Origin of the sequence: Actinokineospora sp. NBRC 105648, assembly GCF_030269645.1 — a bacterium.
Lineage (GTDB): Bacteria > Actinomycetota > Actinomycetes > Mycobacteriales > Pseudonocardiaceae > Actinokineospora.
In genome coordinates this window covers 1-17130 of record NZ_BSTR01000052.1, presented here as the reverse complement: position 1 = coordinate 17130, position 17130 = coordinate 1, and the positions used below count along the sequence as shown (strand labels likewise).

Genomic DNA, 17130 nt, shown 5'->3' with positions numbered 1-17130 from the left:
TCCACACCCGTCGGGGTGCGTCTTCAGCCTGCCCGCAAACAGAGAATGGATCACCATGTCCAGCCGTACCCTGAAACTGGGCGCCGTACTCCTCGGGGTCGGTGGCCCCGGCCAGCACAACACCTGGCTCGACCCGGAGATCCCGGTCGACGCCAGTGTGGACATCGCCTGGTACATCGCCCGCGCCCAGGAGGCGGAGGCGGCGAAGTTCGACCTGGTGTTCATTGTGGACAGCCAGTTCATCACCGCGGACTCGCCCAACCACTACCTGAGCCGACTCGAGCCGCTGACCCTGCTGTCCGCGGTCGCCGTCCACACCCGACACATCGGCCTCGTCGGCACCCTGACCACGTCCTACAACGAGCCGTTCAACATCGCCCGCAGGCTGTACTCCCTCGACCACATCAGCGGCGGCCGGGCGGGCTGGAACGTGGTGACCAGCGGCGACGCGGGCACCGCGGGCAACTACAGCCGTGACGAGCACTACGACTACGCCACGCGGTACGGCCGCGCGCTCGAGCACGTCCGCGTCGCCCAGGGGCTCTGGGACTCCTACGAGGCCGACGCGTTCCCGCGCGACCGGGAGTCGGGGGTCTTCTTCGACCCGACCAAGCAGCACGCGCTCGACCACAAGGGTGAGTACTTCTCCGTCGTCGGCCCGCTCAACCTGGAGCGTTCGCCCCAGGGGCAGCCGGTCATCTTCCAGGCGGGCGACTCCGAGGAGGGCCGCGACCTGGGCGCGACCATCGCGGAAGTGATCTTCACCCACGCGCCGACCCTGGAGCGGGCGCGGGCCTTCCGCACCGAGCTGCGCGAGCGCGCCGCCGCGAAGGGGCGCGACCCCGAGGAAGTGTTGATCCTGCCCGGGATCTCGCTGATCATCGCCGACACCGACGAGCAGGCGCGGGCCAAGGAGGACGCCCGGCTCGGCGGCAAGAGCTTCGAGCGCGCGCTCAAGGAGCTGGGCCGTCCCTTCGGTTGGCACGACTTCACCCAGTACGACCTGGACGCGCCGTTCCCCGACGTCGCCCACCTCGGTGAGCGCAGCTTCCGCACGCACGCCGAGGCGATCACGAAACTGGCCAGGGACAACGACTTCACGCTCCGCCAGGTCGTCGAGCATCTGAGCGCCGCGGCGCGGTCGCCGTTCGTGGGTTCGCCGCAGACCGTCGCCGACACGATCCAGCACTGGTTCGAGGAGGGCGCCTTCGACGGCATCAATGTCACCGTCAACGCGCCCAGCGAGTTCGCGCTCTTCACCGACCAGGTGCTCCCGATCCTGCGGGAACGCGGTGTGGTCCGGAGCGAGTACGAGTCGAGCACCCTGCGGGGGAACCTCGGCCTGCCGATCCCCGCGAACCGCCACACCGCCGCCCGGCGTCCGGTCGCGGACTCCGCCGAGCCGGCCGAACCAACCGAATCCACCGCTCCCGCGGAAACCTCAGCGCCCGCGGAAACCGCAGCGCCCGCAGCCGTTCTCGTCCCGTGACCGTGGCGATCCCCATGACCGAAAGACAGGAAATCCCCGTGCGCACCAACGTTCGCCGCCCTCGTGGCGCAGTTATCGGAATCGCCGTCGCCGCGACGCTCGTGTCCACGCTCTCCGCGTGCGGCAGCGGCGGGGCGTCCGCCACGGCGGGCCCCAGCGGGACCCTCAAGTGGGCCTCCTCGTACTTCCCGACGCACTGGGACCCGGTGGTCGGCGGCAGTGGCGCCCAGTTCCGGGAGCTCGCCCTCGTCTACGCGTCCCTGACCCGGACCGACGAGAGCGGCAAGGCCGTGCCCGACCTGGCCAAGAGCTGGGAGTACAACAGCGCGGGCACCGAGGTCACCTTCCACCTGCGCGAGGGCTTGAAGTTCTCCGACGGCGAGCCGGTCGACGGCGCCGCGGTCAAGGCCGCGATCGAGCGGGCGAAGACGCAGAAGAACTCCGCGCTCTTCGGCGACCTCACCTCCATCAGCACGGTCACCGCGACCGGCCAGGACGTGGTCGTGCACCTGTCGCAGGTCGACCACCAGATCCCGCAGCTGCTCGGCCAGCGGGTGCTGCAGGTGGCCAGCCCCAAGGCCGCGCAGGACCCGGCGAAGCTGGACCAGAACCCGGTCGGCGCGGGCCCGTTCGTGGTCACCCAGGTGGTCCCGGGCACCAAGGCGGTGCTGAAGAAGAACCCCGGCTACTGGGACGCGGCGAACATCCACATCGACAACGTCGAGCTGACCTCGGCGCCGGACGCCAGCACCGTCGTCTCGGGTCTGCAGACCGGCGTCTACAACTTCGCCGACCTCACCCCGAGCCAGGCCGACGCCGCCAAGAAGGCCAACCTCGACGTCTTCGTGCTGCCGGGCTTCAACGCCTCCAACATCAGCCTCAACGTGAACAAGGCGCCGTTCAACAACGAGAAGGTCGTCGACGCGGTGCGGCACGCGGTCAACCGCAAGGAGTTCGTCGACAAGCTGTCCTTCGGCTACGGCGAGGCGACCGACCAGCCGTTCCCGGAGAAGTACATCGCCTACGACCCGCAGTCGAAGAACCGGTGGGCCTACGACCCGGAGAAGGCCAAGCAGCTGCTCGCCGAGGCCGGTTTCAAGCCCGGTGACATCAAGGTCGACCTGGTGATCCCGGACGCGCAGCCCGCGTCCGAGATCGTGCAGTCGCAGCTCGCCGCGGTCGGCATCACGGTGAACATCAAGGTGGACAAGAACTGGGCGAAGCCGTTCTTCGCCAAGGAACTGACGCTCTCGCTCTACGGCACCACCGGCCGCGACTCCGCCGTGCAGACGCTGACCGCCCACTTCGGACCGAACGGCCCGCTGAACCTGAGCACCCCGTACCAGCCCGCGGGCTTCGACGCCGCGGTGGCGAAGGTGCGCCAGACGCCGCTCGACGCGCCGGACTACCCCGAGGTGCTGCGGGCCGCGACGCGGGCGGGCCTGGAGAGCAAGGCGCTGGTGTTCACCTACTCCCCGCCGAACCTGATCGCCAAGAGCAAGTCCATCTCGAACCTGCCGAAGAACCCCGCCCACATCGACTGGACGGGCGTGACCATCAGTGGCAGCTGAGCCGGTGGCCGCCCGCCCCGTCCTGGTGACCAGGGCGCGGCGGGGCCTCGGCCGCGTCCTGGTCACCCTGGCCCGGTCGGTCGGGATCTTCATCCCGGTGTTCTTCGTGGCGACCTTCGTGACCTTCGCGCTGCGCGCCATGAGCGGGCTGTCCCCGGCCCGGTTGCAGCTGGGCGAGGACGCCACGCCCGAGGCCATCCACAACATCGAGAGCCAGTGGGGCCTGGACCGGCCGTTCCTGGTCCAGTACTGGCACTGGTTCACCGACGTGCTGCACGGGCAGTTCGGCGTGAGCTGGGTCAACGGCGCCGACATCTCCACGCTGATCGGCCTGGGCCTCGGGGTCAGCCTGTCGGTGGCGGTCATCGCGCTCGTGCTGGGCGCGGTCCTGGGCCTGGGGCTGGGCACCGTGGCCGCGCTGCGCCGCGGCACCTGGGTGGACCGGGCGATCACCGGCTTCGCCACGGTGATCTCGGTGATGCCGCCGTTCGTGGTCGGCATCGTGCTCGTGGAGGTCTTCGCCGTGGGGCTGGACCTGTTGCCCTCCGGCGGTTACATCCCGCCGGAGAACGGCATCGGCCCCTGGCTGGCCCACGTGATCCTGCCCGCGCTCGCGCTCAGCTTCGACGTGGTGGCCGACGTGGCGCGGCAGCTGCGGACCGGGCTGGTCAGCGCGTACCGGGAGAACTACGTGCTCGGCGCGCTGGTGCGCGGGCTGAGCCCGCGCCGGATCTTCTTCCGGCACGTCCTGCGCAACGGCATGGGGCCCGCGCTGGCGACAATCGGGATCAAGTTCCCCTCGCTGGTCGGCGCGTCGGTGGTGACCGAGTGGATCTTCGGCCTGCAGGGCTTCGGCCGGTTCGCCAACGACTCGGCGCAGGCGGGCGACGTCCCGGCGGTGCAGGGCGTGCTCGTGGTGTCGGTCGTCATGGTCGTCACCTTCAACCTGCTCATCAACATCGTCCTCGGCCGGGTAACGCCTGCCTCGCAGAGAGGGGTCTGACGTGCCGCGCCGCGTGCTCTCGCTCGTCTCGGGCCGGATCTCGGTCGCGATCCTGCTGGCGATCGCGCTGCTGGCGGTCTTCGGACCGCTGCTCGCGCCGCAGGACCCGCTGGCCACCAGCCCCGACACCCTCGCCGGGCCCTCCGGCGGGCACTGGCTGGGGACCGACTACCTCGGCCGCGACGTGTTCAGCAGGCTGCTGGACGGTTCCCGGATCAGCGTCGTCGGGTCGCTGGAGGTGGCGCTGATGGCGCTGGTCGTCGGGGCGATCCCCGGCATCCTGTCGGTCTACCTCGGCCGCGCGTTCGAGTGGTTCACACTGCGGCTGGCCGACACCCTCGTCGCGCTGCCGTTCCTGCTCTTCGCGGTGGCGGTGACCGCGTTGCTGGGCAACGGGATCACGCAGGCGATGTTCGTGACCGGCGCCCTGGTCTCGCCGCTGTTCTACCGGGTCGCGCGCAGCGCGACGCTGGCGGTCGCGCGGTCGCAGTACGTCGAGGCCGCGCTCATCTCCGGTGCCTCGCTCGGCTGGGTCGTGCGGCGGCACGTGTGGGTGAAGGTGCTGCCGCCGATCGCCGTCGCGCTCGCCCAGACCATCGGCGTCGGCTTCGTCATCGTCTCCAGCCTGACGTTCCTGGGCATCGGCGTGCAGCCGCCCGCGCCGACCTGGGGCGGGCTGCTCGCCTCGGACCTGGGCTACCTGAGCTACCAGCCGTGGGCGCCGTTCGCCCCGGCGCTGCTGATCATGGCGACGGTGTGGGCCTGCAACCTGCTCGCCGACGCCATCCGCGACGTCTCGGGCGAGGCGGGCCGCGCGCTGGCCAACACCCGGAGGGCGGCCGCCAACCAGAAGGCCAACCAGACCGCCGCCGGAGGTAGGGCATGACCACGCTCACCGAGAGCCCGACGACGACCACCGCGGACCCGGTCCTGTCCGTCCACGACGTCCGGATCCGCAGCCAGGTCGACGACCGCGAGATCGTCAAGGGCGTGAGCTTCGAGCTCACGCCCGGCAAGGTGGTCGGCATCGTCGGCGAGTCGGGCAGCGGCAAGACGCTGACCTGCCGCGCGGTGCTGGGGATCCTCCCGCCGCACTTCGAGGTCTCGGCGGGCGCCATCCACGTCGCGGGCGAGGACATCACGGCCCTGACGCCCGCGCGGCTGACCGCGATGCGCGGCTCGACCATCAGCGCGGTGTTCCAGGACCCGGCATCGTACCTGAACCCCTCGATCCAGGTCGGCGCGCAGATCGCCGAGGTGATCCGGGTGAAGAAGGGCCTCAAGCGCCGGGCCGCCCGGCAGCGCGCGATCGAGCTGCTCACCGCGGTGCACCTGCGGGACCCGGAGCTGGTCTACGGCCAGTACACCTACGAGCTCTCCGGCGGGATGCTGCAGCGGGTGCTGATCGCGGCGGCGATCGCGGCCGACCCGCAGGTGCTCATCGCCGACGAGGCGACGACCGCGCTGGACGTGACCGTGCAGGCCGAGATCCTCGACCTGCTCGCCGACCTGCGCGACAACGCCGGTCTCGCACTCGTCGTGGTCTCGCACGACCTGGCCGTCGTCGCCCAGCTGTGCGACGAGGTGCTGGTCATGCGCGAGGGCGAGGTGGTCGAGCAGGGCCCGACGGACCGGGTGCTCTACCAGCCCGAGCACGAGTACACCCGGCTGCTCATCAGCGAGCACGAGCAGTACGGCCTGGAGAAGTTCCTTTCCCGGGAGGGAAGATGACGGTCCTCGAGGTCACCGACCTGGATGTCCACTATGGACTCCGACGGCAGCGCCGTCAGGCGCTCTCCGGCGCCTCGCTGACGGTCGGGCCCGGGGAGGTCGTCGGGCTCATCGGGGAGACCGGTTCGGGGAAGTCCACCCTCGCCCGCGCCGTCCTCGGCCTGGTGCGCCCGACGGCGGGCCGGATCGTCATCGACGGCGAGGACGTCACCGGCTACCGGAGCAGGCAGTGGCGCACGCTGCGGCGCCGGGGCGTGATCCAGTACGTGTTCCAGGACCCCCTGCGGAGCCTGGACCCCGATGTGACCATCGCCGACTCGCTCATGGAACCGCTTCTCCTGCAAGGAGTTCCACGTGAGGAGGCGACAGCCAAGGCGCGCACCTACCTCGCCAGGGTCCGCCTCGACGAGGAGCTGCTGGCGCGGCTGCCCGGCGAGCTCTCCGGCGGGCAGCGCCAGCGCGTGGCGGTCGCTCGCGCGCTCATCACCGAGCCCAAGCTGGTGATCCTCGACGAACCGGTCAGCGCGCTGGACGCCGCTAACCGAGTGCAGGTCTTGGAGATCCTCAAGGACCTGCGCGACACAGGCATCGCGCTCGTGTTCATTTCCCACGACCTCGGCTCGGTCGCCGGGATCGCGGACCGCATCGCGGTGCTCTACCAGGGCGAACTGGTCGAGGTCGGCTCCGCGCGCGACATCGTCGCCGCCCCACAGCACCCGTACACCCGCTTGCTCATCAGCTCGGCGCCGACGCTGCGCACGGCCTCCGCGGGCCGCGCCGAGCGCGAGGCGCTGCGCGCGCTCCTCAACGCGTGAAGGGAAAACCCCACATGACCCGCAAGCTCCACCTCGCCCTGCACCCCTACGGCGTCGGCGGTCCCGGCCAGCACGGCCTCTGGAAGGACCCCGGCGTCGCCAAGAACGCCAGCACCGACATCAACTACTACATCGCGCAGGCGCAGGCGGCCGAGCACGCGCTCTTCGACGCGCTGTTCATCGTGGACAGCCAGTTCATCAACGCCACCTACCCGGCGCACTACCTCAACCGGCTCGAGCCGCTCACCCTGCTGTCCGCGGTCGCCACCCACACCAAGCACCTCGGCCTGGTGGGCACGGCGAGCTCCACCTACAACTCGCCGTTCAACCTCGCCCGCCGGTTCGCCTCGCTCGACCACATCAGCGGCGGCCGGGCCGGGTGGAACGTCGTCACCAGCTTCGACACCGGCACCAGCCGCAACTACGGCCTGGAGGAGCACCTCGACTACGCGACCCGCTACGGCCGCGCACTTGAGGCTGTCCAGGTCATCCGTGGCCTCTGGGACTCCTACGAGGACGACGCGTTCCCGGCCGATGTGGACAGTGGCGTGTTCCTCGACCCGACCAGGCTGCACGCGCTCAACCACGTCGGCGAGCACTTCCGCGTCGACGGTCCGCTCAACCTCTCCCGGTCGCCGCAGGGCCAGCCGGTGATCTTCCAGGCGGGCGTGTCCGAGGAGGGCCGGAACCTCGCGGCGCAGGTGGCCGAGGGCATCTACGCCCCGGGCGGCACCTTCGACGACGCGCGGGCGTACTACGCCGACATCAAGCGGCGCACCGCCGAGGCGGGCCGGGACCCCGACCACATCAAGATCTTCATCCACGGCGGCCCGGTCGTCGGCGGCACCGACGACGAGGCCCAGCGGCGGGCCCGGGAGATCCTCGCCGAGGACAACGACTTCGACCGCAACGTCGGGCTGCTCGGCCGGGCGTTCGGCGCGCACGACTTCAGCCAGTACGACCTGGACGCGCCGTTCCCGGACGTCGCGCACCTCGCGGAGAAGGGCGGCCGGACCGGCGCCGCGAAGATCATCGAGAAGGCCCGCGCCGAGGGGCTCTCGCTGCGCCAGGTCGTCGAGACGTTCAGCGAGCGCCGGTCCTCGCCGTTCGTTGGCTCGCCTGCGACGGTCGCCGACACGATCGAGCACTGGTTCGCCGCGGGCACCTTCGACGGCATCAACCTGGCCTTCCGCAACAACGACGACCTGGCCCGGTTCGTCGACGGGGTCGTGCCGCTGCTGCAGCGGCGCGGCCTGTTCCGCACCGAGTACGAGTCGGACACGCTGCGCGGCAACCTCGGGCTGCCGATCCCGGTCAACCGCCACACCGCCGAGCGCGAGCTCGCCGGAAGCGACGCGACTGACCACAACCTGGTGGACGCCTGATGCCCGGCGGACGCGACATCCACACGGTGCGCTTCCCGGTGGCCACGCCGCCGGAGCGGGTCGACGTGCTCGTCGTCGGCGCCGGCCCGGTCGGTCTCTCGGCCGCGCTCGAACTGAACTCCCGGGGCGTCGAGGTCGCCGTCGTCGACCAGGCGGACGGCGCCACGCTGGTCCGCGCCGGCGCCATGGGCCACACCCCGCGGGTGGTCGAGCACTTCCGCCGGTGGGGAGTCCTGCAGTCGGTCCGCGACGAGTGGACGTTCCCGCCGGAGTGGAACCAGGGCATCCGACTGGTCACCTCGCTCGTGGGCCACGAACTGGTGCCGAACCGGCGACCGGCCTTCACCGGAGCCGCGCGCCCCTCGGCGGAGGAGGCGCTGCGCAGGCCGCAAAGCGCGCTGCAGCAAGTGTTCCTGCGCCACCTCGCGCTGCGCGGGGTCAGCGTGTCGGGCGGTTGGCAGCTGACGGAGCTGCGGCAGGACGACACCGGGGTCGAGGCCGTCCTCGGGGACGGCCGGGTGGTCCGGGCCAAGTACCTGATCGGCGCGGACGGCGGGCGCAGCACAGTCCGGCACCTCGCGGGCATCGCGCGAGAGGGCGAGCACGCGACCGAGAAGCGGCTACGGCTGATCGTGCGCACGGGCGACATCTCGGCGGAGGTCGGCCCGGCGCCCAGCGGTACCAACATCGTGTTCAACCAGCGGGCGGACAGCTTCCTGGCGGCGGTCAGCACCCGGGAGTGGCGGGTGTACGCCGGGCCGTTCCCGCTCGACCACGAACCGTCCGAGGACGAGCTGCTCACGACCGCCAAGGCGGCCTTCGGGTTCGACCTGGACCTGGAGCTGGTGTCCGCCACGACCTACTACCACGCCACCCGGATCGCGGAGGACTTCCGCGCCGGGCGGGTGCTGCTGGCGGGCGACGCCGCGCACGTGCGGACACCGGGCGGCAACCTGGGCGAGGGCTTCGGCGACGTGGTCAACCTCGGTTGGAAGCTCGCGGCCGTGCTCAACGGCCACGCCCCGGACGCGTTGCTCGACTCCTACGACCAGGAGCGCCGCAGGCACAACTGGCGGATCGCGGACTTCGCCCTGGACCGCTCACGGCGCTCCCAGGCCACGCTCGCGCGGATACGCGAGATCGGTGTACCCGACGACGCCGACCTCAGCCCGGACGCCGAGCAGCGCCGGGCGGCCATCGGCGCGCTGATCGGCGCGAACCGCTCCGGCGCGGACGGGGTGACCTTCGACGAGCGCTACGACGACTCCGCCGCGATCTGGTACGAGGACGGGCAACTCGACGCGGAACCGCCGTGGCAGTCCGATGTGTACACAGACGACCCGCGTCCCGGGCACCGGGCGCCGAACGGCCTGGTGGACCCCTACGGCGGCACCCTGTACGACCGGATCGGCAACGACCTCGCGCTCGTGGTGCTGACCGAGGACCGGGCTGTCGAGCACGCGTTCGCCGCCGAGGCGGCCGCGCGGTCACTGCCGTTCACCGTCATCCACCTGACCGATCCGGTGGCGCGGGAGCTCTACGGCGAGGGCAACTTCCTCGTCCGGCCCGACCAGCACATCGCCTGGCGCGGCACGGATCTCCCCGACGGTGGCGCGGCCACCGTGCTGGACCGGGTCCTGGGCGCGGGCGCACCGGCTGAGCGGGTCGCCGAGCTCGTCGGCGCCAGCGGCGGTGAGTGAGCGATGCGACTCGGTTTCCTCACCCATGTCCAGGGGCGTGGCGACGACCCGGTGCAGACCTACCGCAACGCGCAGGAGCTGTTCGTCGTGGCCGACGAGCTGGGCTTCGACATCGGCTGGGTGGCCCAGCACCACGTCCCACTCGGCGGTGGCGGGCTGCCCTCGCCGTGGCCGTTCCTGGCGCACGCCGCCGCCCGCACCACCCGGATCCGGCTCGGCACGGCGATCACCGTGCTGCCGTTGGAGGACCCGGTGCGGTTGGCCGAGGACATCTCGGTCGTCGACACGCTCAGCGGTGGGCGGGTCGAGGTCGGCGTCGGCAGCGGCGGCAGCGAGGCGGAGTACGCCGCGTTCGGCCGGGACATCGAGCGAAAGCGCGAGCTGACGACCGAGGGGCTCGCGGTGCTGCGCGCGGCGCTGTCGAACCAGGAGGTCGGCGCCTCGGGTTTCACCATCCAGCCACCCGCGGCGGACTTCACCGACCGGATCTGGCAGGGCGTCTTCAGCGGGCCCGGCGCCGAGTACGCGGCGGCGGCTGGCTCCAACCTGCTGCTCAACCGCGCCGCCTACGGCTACGACGAGCCCACCGACGAGGTGCAACGGCCGTGGGCGGATGCGTACCTGGCGGCCTGGACCGGGCCGCGGACGCCGCGGATCGGCCTGTCCCGGTTCATCTTCCCGGCGAAGGACCGGCGCACCGCGTTGGCCCAGATCGGCGACGACGTGCACCGCGCCGCGCAGCGCTTCGGCGAGCGCGGCGGCTTCCCCGCGGGCCTGGACGTCGACGAGGCGTTGCGGCGGTTCCACTCGTTCTACGGGCACCCCGACGAGATCGTGGCGGAGCTGCGCCGGGAGCGGGTGCTGCCGGTGGCCACCGACCTGATCACCCAGTTCAACCCGGCCGTACCGGATCAGGACGCCGCGATCCGGGCGCTCGAACTCATCGCGACCGAGGTCGCCCCCGCCCTGGGCTGGAAGCCCGCACTGGAAGGAGTGCCGAGGTGAGTCGCCACACCGACTTCCCCGAACCCGAGGGACTGCGCACCCGCGGCACGGTGCTCGTCGTACCGGGCCGCGGCGAGACCCGCGCCACCTACACCCGGTTCGGCACGCGCCTGGCCGCCGAGGCGTACCGGGTCCGCGTCGTCGACCCGCCCCGGATCGACCCGGCCGACATCCCGGGGTCGCTGGCCTGGTTCGCCGCGGGGCTGGCCGAGTCGGTCGCGCTCCCCCGGCCGCTGGTGCTGGTCGGCGCGGACTCGGGTGCGGCCGCGATCGCCGCGCTGCTGGACCAGCAGGACCCGACCGCCGGGTGGTGGCCGGACGCCGTCGTGCTCGCCGGGCTCCCCGGGTACGCGGCAGGCGTGACCGGGACCTGGGACGAGGAGCTGGACGTCCGGACGTCCTGCCCGGTCCACCGCGGCGTGCTGGCAGGCGACGCGGACGTTGAACGAGGCACCCTCCGCGATGCCCTGCCGGACGAGTTGGTGGCGCCCGCCTACGAGGGCTCGACGGACCTCCCCCGGCTCTTCCTCATCGGCGACGCCGACCCGCTCGCCGACCGCGCGGCCCTGGCCCGCACGGTGAAGGCGTTGCCAAGAGCCCGTCTGTCCGTCGTTCGCGGCGGCCACCACGACGTGCTCAACGACCGGCAGCACCGCTCGGTCGCCGCGGAGGTCGTGACCTTCCTCGAGACCCTCGGCAACGGCCTGGTCCCGGTGATCTCGGTGGAGTCCAGCACCTGGTGAGCAACTCGATCTCGCGCCTGCCGTGCGGCAGGATGACGGCATGGTGGAGATCAACTTCCTGACCCGGTCCGACCGCGCGGACTGGGAGGTGCTGGCCCGTGACCACCACGGGCACTTCGGGAACGACATCAGCGACGACGACTACGAGCAGACCTGGCGGCGCCTGCACGAGGACGAGCGGACCCACGGGATCGCGGCGCGGCTGGACGGCGCGATGGTCGGCATCGCGCACTACGTCTTCCACCCCAGCGTCTGGCGCCCCGGCGGCAGGAGCTACCTGGCGGACCTGTTCGTCACGCCTTCCGCACGGCGGCAGGGCATCGCCACAACGATGATCAAGTGGGCGGCGAGGGACGCCGAGGACCACGGCTTCCCTCGCCTCTACTGGAACACCCTGGAAGACGCCCCCGCCCGCGCCCTGTACGACAAGGTGGGCGAGTTCAACCAGGGCCTCATCCTCTACACCTACCGCCGCGACGGCGCGTACTGACGCGCCTGTCACGACAAAGAATCCGCGGCAACGCGGAAACCGGTGCACCTTGCTGGGCGCCCCCGTATCGTCGGCATATCGAAAACCACATACGGGACAGCAACACCCAGCCCGCTTGACTCAGGGCATGATCTACCGCGATCCGGTACGAGCAGCGGCTCACCGCGCCAGGTTGCCGACATCCACTCCCTCCTCGGCCGGCCCAGAACTGGGAATCACGGTCTACGGGTGCGGACCGGATGAGGCTGCCTTGTTCCAAGAGATGGCGCCTCGCTTCGGCGTCGCGCCAACCACCACAGCGGGCGCTGTATCCGAAACCAGCGCGGGACTGGCCTCGGGTAATCGGTGCGTCAGCGTGGGGCACAAGACTCGAATCACAAGTGCCACGCTCCTTGCACTCAGCCGCGTAGGCGTAGCGTATATCTCCACAAGGAGCACCGGGTACAACCACATCGATGTGGAATACGCGGAGAGCGTCGGCATCTCCGTCGAGAACGTCACCTACTCGCCGGACAGCGTGGCCGACTACACCGTGATGCTGATGCTGATGGCGGTGCGAGACGCGAAGTCCACCATCCAGCGAGTAGCCGTCCACGACTACCGGTTGAATGCCGTACGCGGGAAAGAACTGCGCGATCTGACCGTCGGGGTGATCGGCACCGGGCGCATCGGCGCGGCCGTCGTGGACAGGCTGCACGGCTTCGGCTGCCGCGTCCTGGCCCACGACAGGCACCCGAAAACCACCGCCGACCACGTCGACCTCGACGAGTTGCTCGCGCTCAGCGACATCGTCACGCTGCACACCCCACTCGACGCGGACACGCACCACCTCCTGGATCGTCGACGGATCGCGCGGATGAAACCCGGGGCATTCATCGTCAACACCGGACGCGGTTCCCTCGTCGACACCGAGGCCCTCATCCCCGCCCTGGAGAGCGGCCACTTGGGCGGCGCGGCGTTGGACGTCGTCGAAGGCGAGGAAGGCGTTTTCTACGCCGACCGCCGGGACCAGCCCGTCGAAAGCACGCACCTGTCGCGGCTACAAGGACTGCCGAACGTGCTCATCAGTCCGCACACCGCGTATTACACAGACCGCGCACTGCGCGACACCATCGAGAACAGTCTCCGCAACTGCGTGAGATTCGAAGGCAGGAAGCAACATGGCTAGGTTGAAGGTCGGGATCATCTTCGGGGGTTCGTCCGAAGAACATCCCGTTTCCGTCAAGTCCGCGCAAGAGGTCGCCAAGAACCTCGATGTCGAGAAGTACGAACCGTTCTGGATCGGGATCACGAAGCGCGGGGCTTGGCAGCTCTGCGACGGCCCGGACGCGGCGTGGGAAAGCGGCGCCTGCCGTCCGGCCGTGCTGTCACCGGACAGCGGCGTCCACGGGTTGCTCATCCTGGAGCAGGGGCGGTACGAGGCGATCAGGCTGGACGTCGTGTTCCCCGTCCTGCACGGCAAACTGGGCGAGGACGGTGCCTTCCAGGGCTTGTTGGAACTCTCCGGCATCCCCTACGTCGGTTGCGATGTCCAGAGTTCCGCGCTGTGCATGGACAAGTCCCTCGCCTACGTCGTCGCGGGCAGCGCGGGGATCGCGACGCCGAACTTCTGGACTCTCACAGCGAACGAGAACCCCGATCCCGACCTGCTCACCTATCCCGTCTACGTGAAACCTGCCCGTTCGGGGTCGTCCTTCGGCGTCAGCAAGGTATCCCGTAAGGAGGAACTGCCGAGCGCGGTGGAGACCGCGAGGCAGTACGACACCAAGGTGCTGATCGAAGAGGCTGTCGTCGGCAGCGAGGTCGGCTGCGCGATCTTGGGGAACGACGGGGAACTGGTCGCGGGCGAGGTGGATCAGATCTCGCTGACGCATGGGATTTTCCGAATCCACCAGGAGAGCAACCCGGAAAGCGGCTCCGAGAACTCGACGATCACCGTCCCCGCCGACATCCCAGCGGCGACGCGTTCACTCGTCCAGGAGACGGCCAAGGCGATATACCGCGCCCTGGGCTGCCGAGGTCTGTCGCGAGTGGACATGTTCCTGACGGAGGACGGGAGCGTGGTCCTCAACGAGGTCAACACGCTCCCCGGTCTGACCTCGTACAGCCGCTACCCGAGGATGATGGCAGCCGCCGGGCTGCCGCTCACCGAGGTGATCGACCGGGTGCTGTCCCTGGCGTTGACGGGGAAGGCCCGATGAAGGAAGGTTTCGCTTTCGTGGACGAGGTCGTGCCCGGAGTGCGCTGGGACGCCAAGTACGCCACCTGGGACAACTTCACCGGCAAACCCGTGGACGGGTACCTGGCGAATCGCATTGTCGGCACGACGGCCCTATGCGCGGCCCTGGCGACCGCACAGGAGAAGGCAGCGTCCGTCGGCTTCGGCCTGCTCCTCTGGGACGGCTACCGCCCGCAGCGCGCCGTGGACTGCTTCCTGCGCTGGTCGGAGCAGCCGGAGGATGGTCGGAGAAAGCCGCGCCACTACCCGAACATCGACAGGGTCGAGATGTTCGAGCGCGGGTATGTGGCCGCCAAGTCGGGACACAGCCGGGGCAGCACAGTCGACCTAACGCTGTTCGACTTGACCACCGGCGAACTCGCCCCCATGGGCGGCGACCACGACCTGATGGACCCAGTCTCCCACCACGGCGCGACAGGGGTCACGCGAGTCGAAGCGACCAACCGCCAACACCTCTGCACCATCATGACAGCCTGCGGTTTCCGCCCATACCTGCACGAGTGGTGGCACTACACCCTGGAGGACGAACCCCATCCAGACACCTACTTCGACTTCCCCATCACATGATCGCGCCGAGCAGGCAATCCCAGCCATGAAGAACTGGATGAGTATCGGGCAGTAGACGCGAGTCGGGGCGCGGCGGCGACCAGTGCAGTCCGAAGGCGATGGCGGTCGAGCGGTGCTCGCGCTTGATGGCCACGGTGATCCACTGGCTTCCACCGCCTGAACTCGCCGGCGACGTCGTCATCTCCCCGTGGCCGGTAGGCGCACCTCGACACGGAGCCCGCCACCGGCCCGGGGGGCGAGGGTGAGGGTCCCGTCGTGGGCCTCGGTGATGCTCTTGACGATCGCCAGCCCGAGGCCGACACCCGCGTGGTCGGCGCGGATGCGTTCGGTGCCGCGTTGGAACGGCTCGACATAGGTGGAAACGAGTTGTGCGGAGAGCTTCTTACCGGTGTTCTCGACAGTGAGCACCACAGTGTCGGCGTGGACGTCGGTCGTAACCCACACGGTGCCCTGTTCCGGCAGGTTGTGGACGATGGCGTTGTGCACGAGGTTCGACGTCATCTGGTAGAGGAGCGCGCGCGAACCGATGGTGGGGGCCAGGTCGCCCGCGGTCTCGATGGTGATGCCGTGTTTCTCCGCGAGGGGAAGAAGCGTCTCAGTGGCTTCTTCCGCCGCCAGTGACAGGTCGAGGGGCTCTCGGGTGAACGACCGCTGATTGGCGCGGCTGAGCAGGAGAAGTGCTTCGGTGAGGTCGATCGCCCTGGTGTTGATGAAGTGCAGGCGGTCGACGAGTTCGCCGGTGTCACGGCTCAGGTCGTGCCGGGCCACGTCGAGGAGCGTCTGCGTGATCGCCAGCGGGGTGCGCAGTTCATGGGAGGCGTTGGCGGCGAACCGCTGCTGTTCGGCGTCATGCGCCTCGAGCCGCGCGAGCATGGCGTCAAAGGCGTCGGCGAGTTCGCGGAACTCGTCTTGGCGCCCTTCGAGTTGGATCCGGTGGGAAAGCGAACCGTTCGCGGCGAGGCGGGTGGCGTTCTTGATGCGGGTCAGCGGCGCGAGCATGCTGCCAGCCAGGACCCATCCGCCCAACAGGCCGAAGACCAGCAGGAACACCAGCAACCCGGCCACCTTCGGGGCGAAGGCGGCCAGCAGTTCGGAGCGGTCGGGGGTGAACGCCGCGCGCGGCGACCCGGGCGCGCCCTCCGGCGGGTTGTAGACCCGCCAGGGCACATAGCGCAACAAGAACACCCACACCGCGGCGAGCAGCAGGCCCCCCGTGAGCATGAGGAACCCGGCGTAGCTGAGGGTGAGTTTCAGGCGGACGCTCAAACCGGGCGCCCTATCCACGCTCCCCTCCCCCGAGCCCGACGTCGATGCGATACCCGGCACCCGCCACAGTGGCGATGATCCACGGTTCTCCGAGCCGCTTGCGCAGTGCCGACACGGTGATCCGCACGGCGTTGGTGAACGGGTCGGCATTCTCGTCCCACGCCCGCTCCAGGAGGTCCTCCGCGCTGACGACACCTCCCTCGGCCGCGACGAGGACCTCGAGCACTGCGAACTGCTTCCGGGTAAGCGCGACGTAGCGACCGTCCCGGTAGACCTCCCGACGGAACGGGTCCACCCGCAGACCGGCGATCTCCCGCACAGGTGGCCGATTGTGGGCGCGCCTGCGGTCGAGTGCCCGGAGCCTGAGCACGAGTTCTCGGAGTGCGAAGGGCTTGGTGAGGTAGTCGTCGGCCCCGAGCCCAAACCCAGAGGCCTTGTCATCGATCCGATCGGCGGCGGTGAGCATCAAGATCGGCATGCCGCAACCGGAGGCGACGATGCTCTTGGCGATCTCGTCACCGGAAGGCCCAGGAATATCCCGATCGAGAACGGCGATGTCATAGGTGTTGACACTCAACAGTTCCAGAGCCGCGTGCCCGTCACCAGCGATGTCCGCGGCGATCGCTTCCAGGCGCAGCCCATCGCGAATGGCCTCCGCCATATAGGGCTCGTCCTCGACAACCAACACACGCATGCGCCGATGCTACAAGCCCACACATATCGTCGCCCTATTGAAAACACCATCGCGGCGGTGTGCACGGCGACGTCACGCCGCACCCCCTCCCGCTCCAAACGCCCTGTCGGTCGGGCGATGGCGATTGCCGGTGCGCGAGATGCAGAGGTGGTCCGCCGCGGCGAGACCGCGTGCACGGGCAGCTCGACCGGCGGATCGGGTCAAGCAACACGCTGTCGGTACCCGTCGTCGCGGATCCCGGCAGCACCCGGTGACCACCCGGGAGCTGCCGGGCTCGCCCTAACGACCTCGTGCATGGTTGGGTGGGGCAGAAGGTGTTGCGGCTGGGTCTGCGGGGTTACCGCGTTGTGGGTTGGCGGCGGTCTCGGTGTTGGTGGTCGGAGAGGAGTCCGGCGACGGCTCGGATGGTGTGGTCAAACGTTGTTCGGCGGA

17 protein-coding genes are annotated in these 17130 nt (G+C 69.8%); 14 read left to right on the top strand and 3 right to left on the bottom strand.

What is annotated here, in order from left to right; translation table 11 throughout:
- Nucleotides 1-55: 55 nt before the first annotated feature.
- From QSK30_RS30725 to vanX, 14 genes are all read left to right on the top strand, one after another.
- On the top strand, nucleotides 56-1489 hold the full coding sequence (locus QSK30_RS30725; RefSeq protein ID WP_285508243.1) for an LLM class flavin-dependent oxidoreductase: 1434 nt from the start codon (nucleotides 56-58) through the stop codon (nucleotides 1487-1489).
- A 38-nt stretch (nucleotides 1490-1527) separates the two neighbouring features.
- On the top strand, nucleotides 1528-3060 hold the full coding sequence (locus QSK30_RS30720) for an ABC transporter substrate-binding protein (protein WP_285508242.1): 1533 nt from the start codon (nucleotides 1528-1530) through the stop codon (nucleotides 3058-3060).
- Nucleotides 3050-4063 carry an ABC transporter permease gene (locus QSK30_RS30715; protein WP_285508241.1) on the top strand — a complete coding sequence of 338 codons (1014 nt, stop codon included), beginning with the start codon at nucleotides 3050-3052 and terminating at the stop codon, nucleotides 4061-4063. Before QSK30_RS30720 ends, QSK30_RS30715 begins: the two co-directional genes overlap by 11 nt.
- Before the next feature lies 1 nt (nucleotide 4064).
- On the top strand, nucleotides 4065-4949 hold the full coding sequence (locus QSK30_RS30710; RefSeq protein ID WP_285508239.1) for an ABC transporter permease: 885 nt from the start codon (nucleotides 4065-4067) through the stop codon (nucleotides 4947-4949).
- The gene (locus QSK30_RS30705; RefSeq protein WP_285508237.1) at nucleotides 4946-5794 is read left to right on the top strand and encodes an ABC transporter ATP-binding protein; all 849 of its coding nucleotides are present in this window, start codon (nucleotides 4946-4948) and stop codon (nucleotides 5792-5794) included. Before QSK30_RS30710 ends, QSK30_RS30705 begins: the two co-directional genes overlap by 4 nt.
- Nucleotides 5791-6609: an ABC transporter ATP-binding protein gene (locus QSK30_RS30700; protein ID WP_285508235.1), complete on the top strand. Its 819-nt coding sequence runs from the start codon at nucleotides 5791-5793 to the stop codon at nucleotides 6607-6609. Before QSK30_RS30705 ends, QSK30_RS30700 begins: the two co-directional genes overlap by 4 nt.
- A 14-nt stretch (nucleotides 6610-6623) precedes the next feature.
- Complete coding sequence (locus tag QSK30_RS30695) at nucleotides 6624-7994, top strand: NtaA/DmoA family FMN-dependent monooxygenase (RefSeq protein WP_285508233.1); 1371 nt, start codon at nucleotides 6624-6626, stop codon at nucleotides 7992-7994.
- Entirely contained in the window at nucleotides 7994-9694 is a 1701-nt protein-coding gene (locus tag QSK30_RS30690; RefSeq protein ID WP_285508232.1) for an FAD-dependent oxidoreductase, read from the top strand. Before QSK30_RS30695 ends, QSK30_RS30690 begins: the two co-directional genes overlap by 1 nt.
- Nucleotides 9695-9697: 3 nt before the next feature.
- Complete coding sequence (locus QSK30_RS30685) at nucleotides 9698-10699, top strand: LLM class flavin-dependent oxidoreductase (RefSeq protein ID WP_285508231.1); 1002 nt, start codon at nucleotides 9698-9700, stop codon at nucleotides 10697-10699.
- Nucleotides 10696-11442 (top strand): alpha/beta hydrolase, encoded by a 747-nt coding sequence (locus QSK30_RS30680; protein WP_285508229.1) that lies wholly within the window; start codon nucleotides 10696-10698, stop codon nucleotides 11440-11442. The genes QSK30_RS30685 and QSK30_RS30680 overlap by 4 nt, the downstream gene beginning before the upstream one ends.
- Before the next feature lie 40 nt (nucleotides 11443-11482).
- A complete protein-coding gene (locus tag QSK30_RS30675) occupies nucleotides 11483-11932 on the top strand; it encodes a GNAT family N-acetyltransferase (protein WP_285508227.1) in 450 nt (149 codons plus the stop codon).
- Between the two features lie 262 nt (nucleotides 11933-12194).
- Nucleotides 12195-13100 (top strand): D-isomer specific 2-hydroxyacid dehydrogenase family protein, encoded by a 906-nt coding sequence (locus QSK30_RS30670; RefSeq protein ID WP_285508289.1) that lies wholly within the window; start codon nucleotides 12195-12197, stop codon nucleotides 13098-13100.
- A complete protein-coding gene (gene vanA-Sc / locus QSK30_RS30665; RefSeq protein ID WP_285508225.1) occupies nucleotides 13093-14133 on the top strand; it encodes a D-alanine--(R)-lactate ligase VanA-Sc in 1041 nt (346 codons plus the stop codon). Before QSK30_RS30670 ends, vanA-Sc begins: the two co-directional genes overlap by 8 nt.
- Entirely contained in the window at nucleotides 14130-14738 is a 609-nt protein-coding gene (gene vanX / locus QSK30_RS30660; RefSeq protein WP_285508223.1) for a D-Ala-D-Ala dipeptidase VanX, read from the top strand. The genes vanA-Sc and vanX overlap by 4 nt, the downstream gene beginning before the upstream one ends.
- On the opposite strand, the gene QSK30_RS30655 is transcribed toward vanX, so the two are convergent.
- The 3 genes from QSK30_RS30655 to QSK30_RS30645 are packed head-to-tail and all read right to left on the bottom strand — an operon-like array spanning nucleotide 14731 to nucleotide 16698.
- Nucleotides 14731-14871, bottom strand: a complete 141-nt coding sequence (locus tag QSK30_RS30655) for a hypothetical protein (protein WP_285508221.1) — start codon at nucleotides 14869-14871, stop codon at nucleotides 14731-14733. The two genes, vanX and QSK30_RS30655, sit on opposite strands and share 8 nt — an antisense overlap.
- 44 nt (nucleotides 14872-14915) lie before the next feature.
- A complete protein-coding gene (locus QSK30_RS30650) occupies nucleotides 14916-16004 on the bottom strand; it encodes a sensor histidine kinase (protein ID WP_502871912.1) in 1089 nt (362 codons plus the stop codon).
- A gap of 10 nt (nucleotides 16005-16014) precedes the next feature.
- Nucleotides 16015-16698, bottom strand: coding sequence for a response regulator transcription factor (locus QSK30_RS30645; RefSeq protein ID WP_285508218.1), 684 nt, complete (start codon nucleotides 16696-16698; stop codon nucleotides 16015-16017).
- Between the last annotated feature and the right edge of the window lie 432 nt (nucleotides 16699-17130).

Excerpts from the sequence above, each read along its gene's own strand:
- QSK30_RS30690 (WP_285508232.1), top strand. The coding sequence starts at position 7,994 with ATGCCCGGCGGACGCGACATCCACACGGTGCGCTTCCCGGTGGCCACG.
- QSK30_RS30725 (WP_285508243.1), top strand. The coding sequence starts at position 56 with ATGTCCAGCCGTACCCTGAAACTGGGCGCCGTACTCCTCGGGGTCGGT.
- QSK30_RS30675 (WP_285508227.1), top strand. The coding sequence starts at position 11,483 with ATGGTGGAGATCAACTTCCTGACCCGGTCCGACCGCGCGGACTGGGAG.
- QSK30_RS30695 (WP_285508233.1), top strand. The coding sequence starts at position 6,624 with ATGACCCGCAAGCTCCACCTCGCCCTGCACCCCTACGGCGTCGGCGGT.
- QSK30_RS30685 (WP_285508231.1), top strand. The coding sequence starts at position 9,698 with ATGCGACTCGGTTTCCTCACCCATGTCCAGGGGCGTGGCGACGACCCG.
- QSK30_RS30670 (WP_285508289.1), top strand. The coding sequence starts at position 12,195 with ATGGCGCCTCGCTTCGGCGTCGCGCCAACCACCACAGCGGGCGCTGTA.
- vanA-Sc (WP_285508225.1), top strand. The coding sequence starts at position 13,093 with ATGGCTAGGTTGAAGGTCGGGATCATCTTCGGGGGTTCGTCCGAAGAA.
- vanX (WP_285508223.1), top strand. The coding sequence starts at position 14,130 with ATGAAGGAAGGTTTCGCTTTCGTGGACGAGGTCGTGCCCGGAGTGCGC.
- QSK30_RS30645 (WP_285508218.1), bottom strand. The coding sequence starts at position 16,698 with ATGCGTGTGTTGGTTGTCGAGGACGAGCCCTATATGGCGGAGGCCATT.
- QSK30_RS30705 (WP_285508237.1), top strand. The coding sequence starts at position 4,946 with ATGACCACGCTCACCGAGAGCCCGACGACGACCACCGCGGACCCGGTC.
- QSK30_RS30700 (WP_285508235.1), top strand. The coding sequence starts at position 5,791 with ATGACGGTCCTCGAGGTCACCGACCTGGATGTCCACTATGGACTCCGA.